The 16,482-nt window shown below is 59.0% G+C and carries 15 protein-coding genes and 1 pseudogene; 10 read left to right on the top strand and 6 right to left on the bottom strand.

Features of this window, described 5'->3' with window-relative positions; all coding sequences use genetic code 11:
* The 9 genes and pseudogenes from CQ018_RS20630 to CQ018_RS17205 form a co-directional block, all read left to right on the top strand.
* Positions 1 to 174, top strand: a pseudogene (locus tag CQ018_RS20630) (serine hydroxymethyltransferase); the annotation flags it as partial.
* A gap of 4 nt (positions 175 to 178) precedes the next feature.
* Positions 179 to 1,396, top strand: coding sequence for a sarcosine oxidase subunit beta family protein (locus CQ018_RS17240; RefSeq protein WP_105551249.1), 1,218 nt, complete (start codon positions 179 to 181; stop codon positions 1,394 to 1,396).
* Between the two features lie 18 nt (positions 1,397 to 1,414).
* Positions 1,415 to 1,738, top strand: a complete 324-nt coding sequence (locus CQ018_RS17235; protein WP_105551248.1) for a sarcosine oxidase subunit delta — start codon at positions 1,415 to 1,417, stop codon at positions 1,736 to 1,738.
* Complete coding sequence (locus tag CQ018_RS17230) at positions 1,735 to 4,647, top strand: sarcosine oxidase subunit alpha family protein (RefSeq protein ID WP_105551247.1); 2,913 nt, start codon at positions 1,735 to 1,737, stop codon at positions 4,645 to 4,647. Before CQ018_RS17235 ends, CQ018_RS17230 begins: the two co-directional genes overlap by 4 nt.
* A complete protein-coding gene (locus CQ018_RS17225; protein WP_105551246.1) occupies positions 4,640 to 5,257 on the top strand; it encodes a sarcosine oxidase subunit gamma in 618 nt (205 codons plus the stop codon). The genes CQ018_RS17230 and CQ018_RS17225 overlap by 8 nt, the downstream gene beginning before the upstream one ends.
* Before the next feature lie 202 nt (positions 5,258 to 5,459).
* Complete coding sequence (gene purU, locus CQ018_RS17220) at positions 5,460 to 6,329, top strand: formyltetrahydrofolate deformylase (RefSeq protein ID WP_105551245.1); 870 nt, start codon at positions 5,460 to 5,462, stop codon at positions 6,327 to 6,329.
* A 146-nt stretch (positions 6,330 to 6,475) separates the two neighbouring features.
* Entirely contained in the window at positions 6,476 to 8,626 is a 2,151-nt protein-coding gene (locus tag CQ018_RS17215) for a heavy metal translocating P-type ATPase (RefSeq protein WP_105551244.1), read from the top strand.
* A gap of 106 nt (positions 8,627 to 8,732) precedes the next feature.
* Positions 8,733 to 9,494, top strand: a complete 762-nt coding sequence (locus CQ018_RS17210; protein WP_105551243.1) for a TipAS antibiotic-recognition domain-containing protein — start codon at positions 8,733 to 8,735, stop codon at positions 9,492 to 9,494.
* A 10-nt stretch (positions 9,495 to 9,504) separates the two neighbouring features.
* Positions 9,505 to 9,714 (top strand): hypothetical protein, encoded by a 210-nt coding sequence (locus CQ018_RS17205; protein WP_105551242.1) that lies wholly within the window; start codon positions 9,505 to 9,507, stop codon positions 9,712 to 9,714.
* 81 nt (positions 9,715 to 9,795) lie between these two features.
* Here the strand turns inward: CQ018_RS17205 and CQ018_RS17200 are convergent, their stop codons facing one another.
* The 6 genes from CQ018_RS17200 to CQ018_RS17175 form a co-directional block, all read right to left on the bottom strand.
* Positions 9,796 to 11,454: a thiamine pyrophosphate-binding protein gene (locus CQ018_RS17200; RefSeq protein WP_105551241.1), complete on the bottom strand. Its 1,659-nt coding sequence runs from the start codon at positions 11,452 to 11,454 to the stop codon at positions 9,796 to 9,798.
* Complete coding sequence (gene speB / locus CQ018_RS17195) at positions 11,451 to 12,440, bottom strand: agmatinase (protein WP_105551240.1); 990 nt, start codon at positions 12,438 to 12,440, stop codon at positions 11,451 to 11,453. The genes CQ018_RS17200 and speB overlap by 4 nt, the downstream gene beginning before the upstream one ends.
* A gap of 142 nt (positions 12,441 to 12,582) precedes the next feature.
* Complete coding sequence (locus CQ018_RS17190; RefSeq protein ID WP_105551239.1) at positions 12,583 to 12,888, bottom strand: transcriptional regulator; 306 nt, start codon at positions 12,886 to 12,888, stop codon at positions 12,583 to 12,585.
* Positions 12,872 to 13,330: a hypothetical protein gene (locus tag CQ018_RS17185; RefSeq protein WP_105551238.1), complete on the bottom strand. Its 459-nt coding sequence runs from the start codon at positions 13,328 to 13,330 to the stop codon at positions 12,872 to 12,874. The genes CQ018_RS17190 and CQ018_RS17185 overlap by 17 nt, the downstream gene beginning before the upstream one ends.
* A gap of 57 nt (positions 13,331 to 13,387) precedes the next feature.
* Positions 13,388 to 13,849 carry a hypothetical protein gene (locus CQ018_RS17180; protein ID WP_105551237.1) on the bottom strand — a complete coding sequence of 154 codons (462 nt, stop codon included), beginning with the start codon at positions 13,847 to 13,849 and terminating at the stop codon, positions 13,388 to 13,390.
* A 53-nt stretch (positions 13,850 to 13,902) separates the two neighbouring features.
* Entirely contained in the window at positions 13,903 to 14,328 is a 426-nt protein-coding gene (locus CQ018_RS17175; RefSeq protein ID WP_219844079.1) for a hypothetical protein, read from the bottom strand.
* Between the two features lie 332 nt (positions 14,329 to 14,660).
* Here CQ018_RS17175 and CQ018_RS17170 point away from each other — a divergent pair, with 332 nt between their 5' ends.
* Positions 14,661 to 16,472 (top strand): amino acid transporter, encoded by a 1,812-nt coding sequence (locus tag CQ018_RS17170; RefSeq protein ID WP_105551257.1) that lies wholly within the window; start codon positions 14,661 to 14,663, stop codon positions 16,470 to 16,472.
* Positions 16,473 to 16,482 lie beyond the last annotated feature (10 nt).

The following is a 16,482-nucleotide window of genomic DNA, read 5'->3' as shown; positions in this document are numbered from 1 at the left end:
ACCCGTGGCTTCTCCGAGGCCGCCTTTGTGGAGGTTGCGGACATCATTGCCGAAACCCTCATCGCAGGTACCCAGGACAACCATGAGGCAGCCCTGGCCGCCTTGAAGGATCGTGTGACGGCCCTGGCCAACGCACACCCGCTCTACCCGAACCTCGCCCCGATTGGAGCCTAAGACCATGGTTGACATCCTCCCCGAGCACCCAGATTTCCTCTGGCGCAACCCCGAGCCCAAGTCCTCCTACGACGCCGTGATCGTGGGCGGCGGCGGGCACGGCCTGGCCACCGCCTACTACCTGGCCAAGAACCACGGCATGACAAACATCGCCGTGCTCGAGCGCGGCTGGCTGGCCGGCGGCAACATGGCCCGCAATACCACCATCATCCGTTCCAACTACCTCTGGGACGAATCCGCAGGCATCTACGAGCACTCCCTGAAGCTCTGGGAGCAGCTGCCCGAGGAACTTGAATACGACTTCCTCTTCTCCCAGCGCGGGGTCATGAACCTCGCCCACACCCTGGGAGACGTGCGTGAATCAATGCGTCGCGTCGGGGCAAACCAGCTCAACGGCGTCGATGCCGAATGGATCACCCCCGAGCAGGTCAAGGAACTGTGCCCGATCATCAATATCGGGGATGACATCCGCTACCCGGTCATGGGCGCGACTTATCAGCCGCGTGCCGGCATCGCCAAGCACGACCACGTCGCCTGGGCCTTCGCCCGCAAGTGCGACGAGATGGGCGTGGACATCATCCAGAACTGTGAGGTCACCGGCTTCATCAAGGACGGCAACCGGGTCACCGGCGTGAAGACCAACCGCGGCACCATCAATGCAGGCAAGGTCGCGTTGTGCGGTGCCGGACACTCCTCGGTACTCGCCGAACAGGCCGGATTCGATCTGCCAATCCAGTCTCACCCGCTGCAGGCACTGGTCTCCGAACTGCACGAGCCCGTGCACCCGACGGTCGTCATGTCCAACCACGTGCACGTCTATGTTTCCCAAGCCCACAAGGGCGAATTGGTCATGGGTGCGGGCATCGACAGCTACAACGGCTACGGCCAGCGCGGCGCCTTCCACGTCATCGAGGAACAAATGGCGGCTGCAGTGGAGCTGTTCCCCATCTTCGGCCGGGCACACGTCCTGCGGACCTGGGGCGGCATCGTGGATACCACCATGGATGCCTCACCGATCGTCGCCAAAACGCCCATCGACCAGCTCTATGTGAACTGCGGCTGGGGAACCGGCGGGTTCAAGGGCACCCCGGGTGCCGGCTACACCTTCGCCCACACCATCGCCAACGACGAGCCGCACCCACTGAATGCGGGCTTTAACATTGAACGCTTTGAAACCGGCCATCTCATCGACGAACACGGCGCCGCAGCCGTGGCCCACTAGAAAGGGATCCACACAACCATGATGCTCATCGACTGCCCCTGGTGCGGACCCCGCAACGAGACCGAATACGGCTACGGCGGCGAAGCCCACGTCGCCTACCCGGCCGACCCCTCGGCACTGAATGACAACGAATGGGCCAAGTTCCTGTTCTACCGCAAAAACCCCAAGGGGCTCTTTGCCGAACGTTGGGTCCACGCCGCCGGCTGCCGCCGCTGGTTCAACGCGGTACGTGACACCGTCACCTATGAATTCAAGGCAACCTATAAACCCGGCGAAACCCAACCCATTAAGACGACCAACGCCCCGCCAACCAACGCCTCAGCACCGGGAGGAACCAAATGAGCACCCCGTCTCCACAGCGACTGAGCGCAGAAGCCAGCGCATCCGCCCGGATCGATCGCAGCAAACCAATTTCCTTCAGCGTTGATGGAAAGCAATACTCGGGTTTTATTGGCGACTCTGTGGCCTCGGCAATGCTCGGTGCCGGGCTCAAGGCCTGCGGCCCCTCGCTGTACCTGCAGCGCCCGCGCGGCATCATGAGCGCCGGCGTTGAAGAATCAAACGCGCTCATTAAAGTCGGCGCCCGCTATGCCGGGCACGTGAATGAATCGATGCTCCCGGCCCCGGCAGTGGAACTGACCGAGGGCATGGACGTGACACTGCTTTCGGGCCTGGGCCAGCTTGACCCACGCACCGATGAGGCAATTTACGATCGCAAACACGTACACACCGACGTGCTCATCGTTGGCGCCGGACCCGCCGGCCTGGCCGCGGCCCGCGAGGCCGCCAAGTCCGGTGCCCGGGTGATCCTGATTGACGAGCAGCCCGAGGCCGGCGGCTCGCTGCTTTCGGCCTCCACCGAGAGCATTGACGGCAAGAGTGCAGCCGAATGGATCGCAGAAACCCGTGCGGCACTGGAATCGGCTGCAGAATTCACCTATCTTTCACGCACCACGGCCTTTGGCAGCTACGACGCAAACTACGTTGTTGCGGTCCAACGCCGCACCGACCACCTGGCCGGCGAGCTGGGCGCGGGAGTATCCCGCGAACGCATCTGGCATATCCGTGCCAACCAGGTAGTGCTGGCCACCGGTGCACACGAACGCCCGCTGGTCTTTGAGAACAACGATCGCCCGGGCATCATGCTCGCGGCGGCCGCACGCTCCTACCTGAACCGCTACGGCGTCCTGGTCGGGAACAACATCGTCGTGGCAACCACCAATGATTCGGCCTACGCACTGGTTGAAGATCTTGAGGCTGCCGGTCATTTGGTTGCTGCGGTCATCGATGCCCGCGAAGAGCCCTCGGTGCGTGCCACCGAGCTCTCGGCCCGTGGCATTCGCGTCATCCTGGGATCGGTGGTTGCCAATACAGCTGCCGGATCCGATGGCGCGCTGGCCTCGGTCATCCTCAGCGGCATCGATGCGCAGGGGCAGCTGAGCGGGGAGACCGAGACACTGGATGCAGATGTGCTTGCGGTATCCGGGGGCTGGAACCCGGTGGTACACCTGCACTCGCAGCGCGAACGCCGGCTGGGCTGGAACGAGTCGCTCTCCGCATTCGTCCCGGCACACCCGGTACCCAACCAGCAGACCACCGGTGCCATGAACGGTCGTCTGGAGCTTGCCTCCGCTTTGGCAGAGGGTGCCCGCGCCGGTGCCGATGCGGCAACCGCCGCTGGATTCAGCACCACCGCCGCGGTGCCCAGCGCACCGGTGGAACAACCCTCCCCAACCCGCGCACTGTGGCTGGTGCCCTCGCTTGACGGGGAAGGCGCCGACTACAAGAACCACTTTGTTGACTTCCAGCGCGACCAGACCGTTGCCGACGTTTTACGTTCGGTCGGCGCGGGCATGCGCTCGGTGGAGCACGTGAAGCGCTACACCTCCATCTCCACAGCCAATGACCAGGGCAAGACATCAGGGGTCAACGCCATTGGCGTGATCGCCGCGGCACTGGATATCAATGATGTTGCGGGCATCGGCACCACCGCGTTCCGCGCCCCCTACACCCCGGTGGCCTTCGCCGCATTAGCCGGGCGCCAGCGCGGGGAGCTCTTTGACCCGGCCCGGCTAACCTCCATCCACCCGTGGCACGTGGAACGCGGTGCGCTCTTCGAGGACGTGGGCCAGTGGAAGCGCCCCTGGTACTACCCACAGGCGGGCGAGGACATGGATACAGCTGTCTACCGCGAGTCCAAGGCCGTGCGCGACTCGGTGGGATTCATGGATGCCTCAACGTTGGGCAAGATCGAGATCCGCGGCAAGGATGCCGGAGAGTTCCTGAACCGCATGTACACCAACGCGTTCAAGAAGCTGAAGCCCGGACTGGCCCGCTACGGGCTGATGTGCAAGGCCGACGGGATGATCTTCGATGACGGGGTGACGCTGCGCCTAGATGAGGACAGGTTCTTCATGACCACCACCACCGGTGGCGCCGCGGGCGTGCTGGACTGGTTGGAGGAATGGCTGCAGACCGAATGGCCGGAACTCGACGTCAAGTGCACCTCGGTCACCGAGCAGTACTCGACCGTCGCGGTCGTGGGGCCCAAGTCCCGCGCCGTGCTGGCCAAGGTCGCACCGGAACTTGACTTGGATAATGAGACCTTCCCATTCATGGCTTTCAAGGAAACCACGCTGGCCTCGGGCATTGAGGCGCGGGTTTGCCGCATCTCCTTCTCCGGGGAGCTGGCGTACGAGATCAACGTGCCGGCTTGGTACGGACTCAAGGTCTGGGAAGACGTGGCGGAGGCCGGGGAAGAATTCAATATCACCCCGTATGGCACCGAAACCATGCACGTGCTGCGTGCCGAGAAGGGCTTCATCATCGTCGGGCAGGACACCGACGGCACCGTGACCCCGCAGGACGCCTCGATGGAATGGGTCGTCTCCAAGGTCAAGGACTTTATTGGCAAGCGGTCCTTTGACCGGGTGGATAACAAGCGCGAGGACCGTAAGCAGCTGGTCACGGTCTTGCCAACGGATAAGACCCTGCGTTTGCCGGAGGGAACCCAGCTGGTGAATAAGGGTACCGAGCTGACCCAGTCAGTTTCCCCGGTGCCCATGCAGGGCTTCGTAACTTCCAGTTATGACTCCCCCGCTTTGGGGCGCACCTTTGGCATGGCAATGATTGCCAATGGCCGAGCACGGGTTGGCGAAGAACTCTCTGCCTTTGTCGACGGCCGGCTCGTCGATGTCGTGGTGGGCGAAACCGTACTATTTGATTCCGAAGGGAGCCGTCGAGATGGCTGAGCAAGTTTTGAACGATATTTCAACGTTGCGCACCAGTCCGCTGGCGCATCTTCAATCCGCGCTTGAGCAAGGCTCGGTTTCCGGCGAGCGCGGGGTGAAAGTACGCGAGATCGCCTTCACCACGCAAATTGGGGTGCGTGCCGAACCAGGTTCTGCGGCACATGCGGCAATTGCCGCGGAGCTTGGAATCGCGCTTCCAGAAGGTGTTGGAAGCGTCTGTGGTACAACAGATGGCATCGCCGTGTTGTGGTTGGGACCCGATGAGTTCTTGGCCGTGGCCCCGGAAGGCACCGAAATGGCCGATAGGTTGGTTCGGGCGCTCGGGGACGAACCAGGTCAGGTCGTTGACCTTTCTGCCAACCGGAGCGTGATTGAACTTTCGGGTCCAAGTGCCCGTGCGGTCCTGGAGAAGGGCTGCCCGGCGGATCTTCATCCACGGTCTTTGGCCACAGGCAGTGCAATCACCACGACGCTGGGCCCTGTGCCGTTGCTGTTGTGGAAGACCGGGGAAGAAACTTTCCGGTTACTTCCGCGGGCATCTTTCGCCGATTACACGGCACGTTGGTTGCTGGATGGCATGTTGGAGTTTGCTTCGGCACCCATCGACTAGCAGCGCTAGCTAGACCCATAGCCACCGCGGGCGAGCAGCATTCTTCTCTTGAATAAGAGTCGTTTACTGCTCGCCCGCGGTACGTGGCAAAACTATGCCCCCGATTCCATGGCAACCATATGGCGTCCGGGGGTGCAGTACCTAAGATGAATCAACCTATAGTGCGATTCCTTCATTTCATTTTGCAACGGAGCGATGAATCATGGATACAACTCACCCAGAAGTCGAACACGTCCTGACCATCTCTTGTCCCGAGCGGCCCGGCATCGTTCATGCGGTCACCGGCTTCCTGCTGGAGCAAGGCCGGGACATCGTTGAGCTCAAGCATTTTGGGGATCGGAGAGCCGGGCAGTTCTTCATGCGCATTGATGTTGCCGGAGCCGCTGCCGACCAGCTGACCGCTTCCATGTGCGCCGCTTTTACGCCGTTGGCCGATGAGTATGGCATGAGTTGGACGTTGGAGCCCAAGGGCACCAAGCGTCGGGTGTTGATCATGGTCTCCAAGTTTGATCACTGCCTCAATGATCTCTTACACCGGGCCCGGCTGGGCGAGCTACCCATCGATGTGGTTGCGGTGGTTTCAAACCATTTGGACCATCAGTCCTTGGCTCAATGGCATAAAATCCCGTTCTTCCATGTGCCGGTCACCGCGGACACCAAGCCTGCCGCCGAGGCGAAACTGCTGGAACTGATCGATGAGTTTGATGTGGAATTGGTGGTCCTTGCCCGCTATATGCAGGTACTGAGTGATGATCTCAGCCAAAAACTCAGTGGCAAGACCATCAACATTCATCACTCTTTCCTTCCCTCGTTTAAGGGCGCCAAGCCATATCATCAGGCGTGGGATCGCGGCGTGAAAACCGTTGGAGCTACCGCACACTATGTCAATGCCGAGCTCGACGAGGGACCGATCATCTCCCAGCAGGTGCAGGACGTTGACCACACCTACTCCCCCGAGGATCTGGTGGCCGCCGGACGGGATACCGAATGCAAGGCACTTTCTAATGCAGTGAAGTGGCATTGCGAGGGGCGCGTATTCCTCTATGGGAACCGCACCGTGGTCTTGCGCTAAATCCTTCAGGCAAGTACTAATTTCAGGGCACCGCCGGCACGGATCATCAAGAATCCTCGCTGGCGGTGCCCTTGTCATGTCAAACGAGTTTGTGAAACGTGACCCAACGCCTTGCCTTATACCCCTACCGGGTATAGGTTGCCAGTATGAGCAATCCTCAGCACCATTCAACGCCAGCACCTGAGTCAGGAAGTGACCATGCCCATGACCACGCGGCCATGGGGCTCACCGTCACTGACCACTCGGAAATGGATCACGCCACCATGGGTCATGGCGAACACGGCGGGCACGATGACCACGCAGGGCACGGCGGACACGAAGGCCACGTAGCAATCTTCCGTCGCCTGTTTTGGATCATGCTGGGCATTTCCATCCCGGTACTTGCGTTCAACTCGATGTTCATGTCGCTAATCGGTATCACCTTGCCGCACAACTCCTGGCTTCCATGGATCTCCCCACTGCTGGGCACCCTGATGTACGTATGGGGCGGACGGCCGTTCCTCACCGGTGCACGCGATGAAATCAAGGCCCGCAAGCCCGGAATGATGCTACTGATCTCCCTAGGACTCACCGTTGCACTCCTCTCCTCCTGGGGAGCAAGCCTTGGGATCCTGCACCACGGACTAGATTTCTGGTGGGAACTAGCCCTACTGGTAGTCATCATGTTGCTGGGCCACTGGATTGAAATGCGCTCGCTGGCCCAAACCACCTCCGCGCTGGACTCCCTCGCGGCCCTGCTGCCGGATACCGCCGAACGCATCATTGATGGTGTCGCCGAAGAAATCGCACCGGCTGACCTTGAACTCGATAACATTGTCATCGTGCGCCCCGGCGGCCGAGTCCCGGCCGACGGAGTCATCACCCAGGGCACCGCCGAAATTGACGAATCAATGATCACCGGCGAATCACGCACCGTATCCCGCGGGCCCAATTCCCCCGTCGTCGCCGGAACTGTCTCCACCGACACGGCAATCCGCGTACGAGTTACCGCCATCGGCGCAGACACCGCACTTGCAGGAGTTCAACGTTTGGTCTCCGATGCCCAAGCCTCAAGCTCCCGCGCCCAACGCGTCGCAGACACCGCCGCCGGATGGCTCTTCTGGTTCGCACTCGGTGCCGCAATCATCACAGCAACCGCCTGGACACTACTCGGAGACCCGGACTCTGCGGTCATCCGCACTATCACCGTCTTGGTCATCGCCTGCCCGCACGCACTAGGCCTTGCCATCCCACTGGTGGTTTCGATTGCCACCGAACGTGCCGCCAAGGCCGGAGTACTCATCAAGGACCGCCTAGCACTCGAAGGCATGCGCCAGGTCACCTCGGTACTTTTCGATAAAACCGGTACGCTCACCGTTGGCGAACCAGTAGTTACGCACATCGCTACCATCCCCGGCCACAGCGAAGAACAGGTACTCGCCCTGGCCGCGGCAGCGGAATCCGACTCCGAACATCCCCTGGCCCGCGCCATTCTCCGCGCCGCCAAGGATCGTTCACTCGCCTTTTCCCCCGCCGCCGACTTCCACTCGGCAGCAGCAGAGGGCGTCCGAGCAATGGTTAATGGCATCAAGGTGGGAGTCGGTGGACCGCATATGCTGGCCAACCACAGCCTAGAACCCCTAGCCGCCAGCGAGGCTTGGAAAGCCAGCGGGGCAACCATCCTGCACGTGATAGCCGCGGGAAAGATCATTGGTGCACTGGCGCTGGCCGATGAAATTCGTCCAGAATCCCGTACCGCTGTTGATGCCCTGCACGCCAGAGGCATAGAGGTTGTCATGATCACCGGTGACGCGGCTGAGGTTGCCGAATCGGTGGCACACGAGCTTGGCATCGATAGGGTTTTTGCTTCGGTTCGTCCGGAAAACAAGGCAGCCCAGGTTGCCGCGCTGCAGGCCGAAGGCCAGAAGGTGGCAATGGTTGGTGATGGCGTCAATGACGCACCGGCACTGGCACAGGCCGATATTGGAATTGCCATTGGTGCCGGTACCGATGTTGCTATTGCTTCGGCCGGGGTGATTCTGGCCAGCGATGATCCACGATCGGTGCTCTCGGTCATCGATCTCTCCACCGCAAGCTACCGCAAGATGAAGCAAAATCTGTGGTGGGCAGCGGGCTATAACTTGCTCTCGGTTCCGCTGGCCGCCGGTGTCTTGGCAGGTGTTGGATTTATTCTGCCAATGTCGGTCGGTGCGGTGCTGATGTCGATCTCCACGGTGGTCGTGGCGCTCAATGCGCAGCTGCTGCGTCGATTGGATCTGCGCCCGGAGGTTGTTACCCGCAAAAACAGCGGGAACTAAGCAACATACTCGCTGGCACCTACTCCTCGTGACTGGAGTAGGTGCCAGTGGTGTTTAACTTTGCACTCTTGACCTTGACGTTACGTCAAGAATTATTGTTGAGGCCATGGAGCATTCAATTCAAGAGGTGGCCCGGCTAACCGGCACCACAAGCCGTACGCTGCGGCATTATGCCCAAATCGGACTGCTCGAACCGCACCGCATCGGGCACAACGGTTACCGGTATTACAACACGGAAAATCTGATCCGGCTTCAGCGCATCCTGCTCCTACGTGAACTCGGGCTTGGGTTGCCACAGATCGCTCAGATCCTTGCCAGCCAGGCCCATGAGGCAACGGCACTGGAAACACATCTTGCGCTGCTGCGGGAGGAACAAGATCGAATTTCCCGGCAAATCACCGCTGTACAACACACTATTATTTCACTTCAAGGAAGCGTTAAACTCATGGCACAGAACATGTTTGACGGATTCGACCACACCATTCACCAAGAAGAGGTCGAAGAACGTTGGGGCAAGGACGCCTATGCGCGTTCCGACACCTGGTGGCGCAGACTCGGTGACGAGGGACAAACATCAATGAAAGAACGACTCAAGGAGCTCAATGCTCGCTGGATTCAAGCCGCACATGACCCCTCCGTGACACCCGATTCGCTGCCTGCCCAGGACTTAGCCCAACGCCACGTTGGGTGGCTCACCAGCGTTCCGGGTACCCCCGCGGCAGACCCGGCCGTGGATACCGCCGGCTACATTATTGGCCTTGCCCAAATGTATGTTGCAGATGAACGTTTTGCCGCTAATTACGGCGGAGTCAAGGGGGCAAAGTTTGTCCGCGATGCACTCACACACTATGTTGCATCTCTGAAGTAGGGTGTTGCCCATGGCGATCCAAACACATACCTTGCACTACGACGGCAATATTTTTGGGCTCACCGAGGCCGACCACAAGAAACTGACAAAGATCTATAAGTCGGGGCTTGCCATCAGCGGTGTCCTGTTTTATTTCATTCCCGTAGGCGAAGACTCGGAAGTGGCAATATCCGTGGGCAGCGGGGCTCCCCTGCTGATCCGCAAAACCACCGCGGAATAGGCAACAAGGAGCGCATCGCATCGGTGAAGTATTCCACCGATGCGATGCGCTCCTTGTACTACGCCCGAGCCAGTCGTTTCTTTACAGGTGCGTTGGGGCAAACATTTTCAGCAAGGTTTGCACCACCACCACATTGGGCCCTTCAGCGGCGAAGGATTCGCGCAGGGCGGTTTCCACGTCCTCGGGCTCTACAAGGCGTGCCGGAATACCGAAGGATTCGGCGAGCGCCACGAAGTCCGGGCGGGCCAGCTCGGTGGCAGTTGCCTTGCCGAAGGCACCTTCCATGTATTCGCGCAGGATCCCGTAGCCACCATCATCAACGATCAGCCAGGTGACCGGTGCATTGTGCTGTTTGGCTGTGGCAAGTTCTGCGATCGAGTACATGGACGAACCGTCTCCGGAGACCGCCAATACTCGTTCCTTCAGGCCCAGCGCACCACCGATAGCTGCGGGGAACCCGTAGCCCAGTCCGCCGGCGCCCTGAGCGGAATGGAACTGACCGCTTTTGGCATCCCAGCAGCTCCAGCCCCAGTAGGCGGCAATTGTCATGTCCCAGAAGGTCTGCATGGATTCGGGCACCGCGGCGCGGATATCTGCCATGAATTTTCGTTCCTTGGCAAGATCTTGCGAGTCGAGGCGCGCGGTGATCTTTTCAAGTGTTTCGCTCACTACCTGCGCGGGGCCTTGCCCGTGCCAGTCGGCTTTCACTCCACCTTCGAGGCCGACTAGGGCATCGCGTAGGTAGGCAAGGGCAGCCCTGGCATCGGCGCGGATACCCAAGGCCGGACGATTTGATTCAAGCACTCGTGGTTCGGCATCGATCTGAATCAGGTGACCGCGCGGCTCCAAGGTGAAGTAATTGCTGGTGACCTCGCCCAGCGAAGATCCGACAACAATGAGTACATCAGCATCTTCGAGCAGCTCGGTTGCATACCGGTCCTCGACCCAGGACTGCAAGGAGAGCTCGTGATTCCAGGGGAAGGCACCGTTACCGCCGGGTGAACAGATCACCGGTGCACCAAGGGTTTGTGCAACTGCCAAGAGCTCGGCCTCGGCTCCGGCGCGGCGTACCCCGCCGCCGGCAACAATGACCGGGCGCCTAGCATCCGAAAGCCAACGCACGGCTTCTTCGATAAGTTCAACACGCGGTGGGTGCTCATAGGCTTCGGCCAGCGCATCGACTACGGGTGGAACAAAGACTTCGGCGAGTAATACATCTTGAGGCACCTCAACCCAGACCGGCCCCTGGGGGACAGTGATGGCATCGGCCCATGCGTCTTGGATGGCCGAGGGAATTCCCGAGGCATGGTGAACGGTGCGTTGGGATTTGGTGACGTTGGCTGCCGAGGCCTTCTGGTCATCGAGCTGGTGCAGCATGCCCTTGCGCCGAGCACCGAGTCCGTCCAGTGGGATCTGGCTGGCTACAACAACCATCGGAACGCTCGTTGCGTAGGCTTCCTGCAGCCCGGCCAGTGAGGTCAGTGCGCCGGGGCCGGTGGAGAGGAAGAGGACGCCAACTTCTGAAGTGGCACGCGAGTATCCGTCCGCGGCAAATGCCGAGTTGTTTTCCACGCGGGACGAAACGAAATGAAGATTCGAGCGGGAGAGCGCGTCAAAAAGACCCAGGGCGTGCTGTCCAGGAATACCGAAAACCGTTTTGGCACCGAGTGCCTCAAGGGTTTCAACGACGAGGTCGCCACCATTGCGTTTTGCCGTAGCTGTATTTTCTTGCTGGCTCATGACTGGTCCGCCGCATCGCTTGCACGCTTGTCTGCGATCAGTGAGATCAGGTCGTAGGCGACATGTGAGGCCGCTACACCGGTAATTTCGGCGTGGTCGTAGGCCGGAGCTACTTCGACGATGTCGGCACCGACAATGTTCATTCCGCGCAGGCCACGAATGATTTCAAGCAGTTCGCGGCTGGTAATGCCGCCGGCCTCGGGGGTTCCGGTGCCCGGTGCATGAGCCGGGTCAAGCACGTCGATGTCAACTGAAATATACAGCGGGCGGTTGCCAATGCGATCGCGCAGTTTTTCTACCACCTCGCGCACGCCTTGGTAGTAGACATCCGAGCTGGTCACGATGCCGAAGCCAAAACGTTTGTCTTCTTCAAGGTCTTTCTTGCCGTAGAGCGGTCCACGGGTGCCCACGTGGGAGATCGCCTCGGTGTCGAGGATGCCTTCTTCTACGGCGCGACGGAACGGGGTTCCGTGGGTGTATTCGGCGCCAAAGTAGGTGTCCCAGGTATCCAGGTGCGCGTCGAAGTGCAGCATTGCCACGGGTGCGCCCGCGCGCTCGGAGGCCGCACGCAGAAGTGGCAAGGCGATTGTATGGTCCCCACCCAGAGTGACGAGGGAAGAGCCATCGGCGGTGAGATCCAGTGCGTTCTGCTGGATGGTTTCAATGGCTTCATTGATGTTGAACGGGTTCACTGCCATATCCCCGGCGTCCGCAACCTGAGTTAGCGCGAAAGGGGAGACGTTGAGTGCCGGGTTGTACGGGCGAATCAATCGTGAGGACTCGCGGATGTGGGTCGAGCCAAAGCGTGCACCAGGACGGTAAGAAACACCCGAATCAAAAGGAACACCAATCAGCTTGATATCTGCCGACGGAACTTGGTCTAAACGAGGTAGTCGCGCGTAGGTTCCAAGACCCGCGAAACGAGGGATCTGTGAGGCATCAATCGGCCCGATGTTCCCGTTTTCTTCGATACGGATTTCTTTCAAAACATTCCTCCACGACCGCGCGCTGCCTCCGGTGAAGGTGGCATGCCGCTCAACAATAGTTGCCTAATATGAAACATAGGTTGACCCCCATGCTATTTGCGGTGCGCGTCACAGTCAAGGGGGCTGGCGTGCGAAAGGGCGCCTAATCCCGTGAGTCGAGCATCTGCCGCAGTGCGGCAACATGACCTACATAGGCAATACGACCGTCGCGGGTCAGTGACACGCGCGTATGACTACGGCCAAGTTTGGAAAATTTGTCGATAGAAACATATCCTGCATCACCCAGCTGCTTCAGGTGCTTACTCAACACCGAATCCGCAACTCCCAGGGCATCGCGCAGTTGCGCGAACTCCACCCACTGGACAGGGCCGAGGCTTGCGCAGATCCGCAGCCGTACCGGTGCGTGAATGAGCTCATCAAAGCGCGCTGCGTTAGCTGACCCGCTCATGCGACTCCCTCGCCCGCGCTTCCATTTCGGCGCCGCTCATCCGCACCATCAGAAAAGCTAACACCAGAAATAGCGCAATACCTTTGAGCGCTACCAGCCAAACACTCGCCGGGACCCACCATGCAGATGCCTGCATAACCGCCACCATCAGCAGCGCCCAGCCCATGTACTTCAGCGATTTTCTGGCCAGCGCTCGATTTTTTGGGCGCTGCCGCTTGAGTAAGAAATAGGTGACGGTCAGCGGAATGAACAACGACGCCAGCCACAAGGTCAGGCCCCAGGGCACAACATTGAAAGATGTGAAGACAATGGCAACCACTGCGACAAAACTCAGCAAGAACCATCTGGGAACTTCCGCCCGCTGCGTCATCTCCATGGTGGCACGTTCAATCTCAGCCAGCCCGTCACTCGACCGGTTACCTGCATGCTGCGAATCAGTCATGAGCCAGCCACCACCTTTCCGGGCAACATTGATACGGATAAAGATTTTTGGGGTGTATTAGTGCGCTTGTTCATTTGCATCCTTAATGCGCCAGAGCCGCTCCGCAACCAGCATCTTGTTCATAATGAACCCCAAAACCAGCACGAGCAGCACAAATTTCAACCCAACCTGCCACCACGTGTCGGCGTGCCAGAAATTGGCAAACTGAGTTATCAGCAGAAGGAGTAAAAACCACCATCCATAGGCGGCCGATTGCCCTAACGAGGTTCGCGGCTTGGATGCTCGAGGATACAAATAGAACCAAGTACCAACGCAAAGCACTACCGTGATTAGCCCCAAAGGCACCCAGATCGGAGTTACATGAAAAAGTGCTTGGGCCCCCGAGAAGACGAGAACAATGATTCGCGCGAACCACCGCGGCCCTGCGACCTGCCGCACGCTTTGATTGGCCGCGGCCTCAATATTCTCCAGCGCTATTTTGGCATCTCGCTGTGCATCACTTGGTTGACTCATCAGCATTCAAGACTTTCCATGATGGAAAGTCTTGTCTTTCCGCAGTGGAAAGTCAAGAGCTATGCGGTGACTGGCTTGGCGAACTTTGAGTAGAGGGAGCGATCAGCACCGTAAATTGCCACGGAGAGTCCCACCGAAACCGCTATCGCTTTAATGATAATTTCTTGAGGATTCGCGGGCAGGAAGAATACCTGCGCCGGGCCAGCCAGATAAATAAGGGCAGCCGTCCACAACACATACCAAATGCTCACCGGTGGTCGCAGAGCCTCTGGATGTTTCTTCCGGCGAAGAATCGTTGCTACACCCACGAAGATAACCAGCACGGCAAGAGTGAGCGCACCGGGAATCACTGCGTCCTTGTAGGCCCGCAGAAACGTCAAAGAAATTCCCGAGACGACCCCAAGAATGGTGGCCAACCACCACGGTGCCCACAACTTTTTGGGGTTACCCGCATAGGTGGTCCGGTCATCGGGCTGGGGAATCACAAGTATCGTCCTTCTCGGGCGGGAAAGTCAGGAGATCAAGTTCTCCAATGTTCCGCTACAAAAATAGTTGCTTTTCTGGCAGGTAATGTCAAAGTGGAGCTTGTTAGGCGTATCACAAAAAAATATTTGTTGCGCTGTGGATCAAAGCGGCCCCATAGAGAGTAGCGTTCTCACTCGTGAAGAAACAGATTCGTTCCACAGGACTGGCAAAGCCTGCCCCGAGCAAGGCGCAGGCCTCTAGACTTTCGCGCTGGCTCGGCGACACACAGATCGGCCACGAGAGCACCGTGGATAGCGCGGGCAAGCCGGTAGGCAATAAATGGTGGCAGGTCATGTGTCTCTCGGGGTTGGACTACTTCTCAACCCTCGGTTACCAGCCCGCGATTGCCGCGCTCGCGGCTGGAGCGCTTGCTCCACTTGCAACGCTGATCTTGGTTGCTGTCACCCTTGGTGCAGCGCTGCCCGTATACCGAAGGGTTGCACGCGAGTCACCGCACGGGCAAGGTTCTATAGCCATGCTTGAACGCCTCCTTCCGCATTGGAAGGGCAAGCTCTTTGTCTTGGCCTTGCTTGGCTTTGCAGCAACAGACTTCATGATCACCATTACGCTCTCTTCCGCGGATGCCACTGCTCACATCATCGAAAACCCCATTACCCCCGAGTGGTTTCATGGGCAGCAGGTAATCATTACGCTCATTTTGATTCTGCTTTTAGGCGCCCTCTTCCTGCGCGGATTCCACGAGGTTATCTGGTTGGCGGTAGGCCTTGTAGCAACATATCTGGCACTGAACGTGGTGGTGATAGCTACGGCATTCGTCTCACTGATCCAGAACCCGGCCCCGGTTGATCATTGGTGGCTCAACCTGACAGCAGAGCACAGTAATCCCTGGATGATGATTGCCATTGCCCTATTGGTCTTTCCAAAGCTTGCGCTAGGTCTTTCCGGTTTCGAAACAGGCGTTGCTGTCATGCCGCAGATCCGTTCACGTGCCGGAGATACCGAAACAAATCCACTGGGCAGAATCGCCGGGGCAAAAAAGCTGCTTCTCACCGCAGCACTGACCATGAGTGTTTTCTTGGTGACCTCCTCGATAGTGACCACCATGTTAATTCCGGCACCGGAATTCCAGCCCGGCGGTGCGGCCAATGGACGGGCATTATCGTTCCTTGCCCACAATATTTTGGGTGAAGGTTTCGGCAGTATCTACGACATTTCAACGATCCTGATCCTCTGGTTTGCCGGAGCCTCCGCCATGGCAGGCATGCTCAACCTCATCCCCCGTTATCTTCCACGCTTTGGCATGGCTCCGGAATGGGCAAGAGCAATTCGTCCACTGATCCTTGTGCTCATTGGCGTTGCAGTAGTTATCACTTTGGTCTTTGACGCAAGCGTCGACGCTCAGGGCGCTGCCTATGCGACGGGCGTCTTGGTGCTCATGACCTCGGCAGCGGTCGCCGTGTGTATCTCAGCCAAACGCAAGGGACAACGCTGGCAGGCCATAGGCTTTGGCGCAATTTCGGTGATCTTCCTCTACACGACGGGAGCCAACGTCGTCGAGCGACCCGACGGTATCCGCATTGCCGGCCTGTTCATCGTGGGAATCGTTCTTGTTTCATTGATCTCACGATTCCGCAGGTCCACCGAGCTACGCGCAACATCTGTGTCCTTCGACGAAGCGGCACTCCAGCTCGTGCGTGAGTCTGCGGAAGGGTCGGTACTGCGTGTCATTGCCCATGAACCGGTTCGCATGTCTGCGGCACGTTACCGGCACAAATTAGATCACGCCCGGGTTGCAAGTCATTTGCCCGAAAAATCCAGCGTTGTCTTTATCGAAATCAAGGTTTCCGACTTTTCTGATTTTGCGCAAGACATCTTGGTTACCGGAATCACCCGGCACGGATTCCCAATCCTGCAGGCCAGTGCGCCATCGATCCCCACGGCCATTGCGGCTATAGCCATAGCAATCCGTGATCAGAGCGGGATCATGCCGCATATTTACTTCCGCTGGACCGAGGGTGACCCGGTGCGTAACCTCATGCGCTTCATCTTCTTGGGCCAAGGTGAAATAGCGCCGCTGACCCGCGAGGTATTGCGCGAAGCCGAGCCAGCCGTTGGCAAACGGCCTTGGGTTCATGTGGGCTAGAGAGCTTTAA

It is taken from the genome of Arthrobacter sp. MYb227, from assembly GCF_002975435.1.
Classification (GTDB): domain Bacteria; phylum Actinomycetota; class Actinomycetes; order Actinomycetales; family Micrococcaceae; genus Paeniglutamicibacter.
Note: the sequence above shows the minus strand (reverse complement) of the source record. Positions and strands in the feature narration are given on the sequence as shown.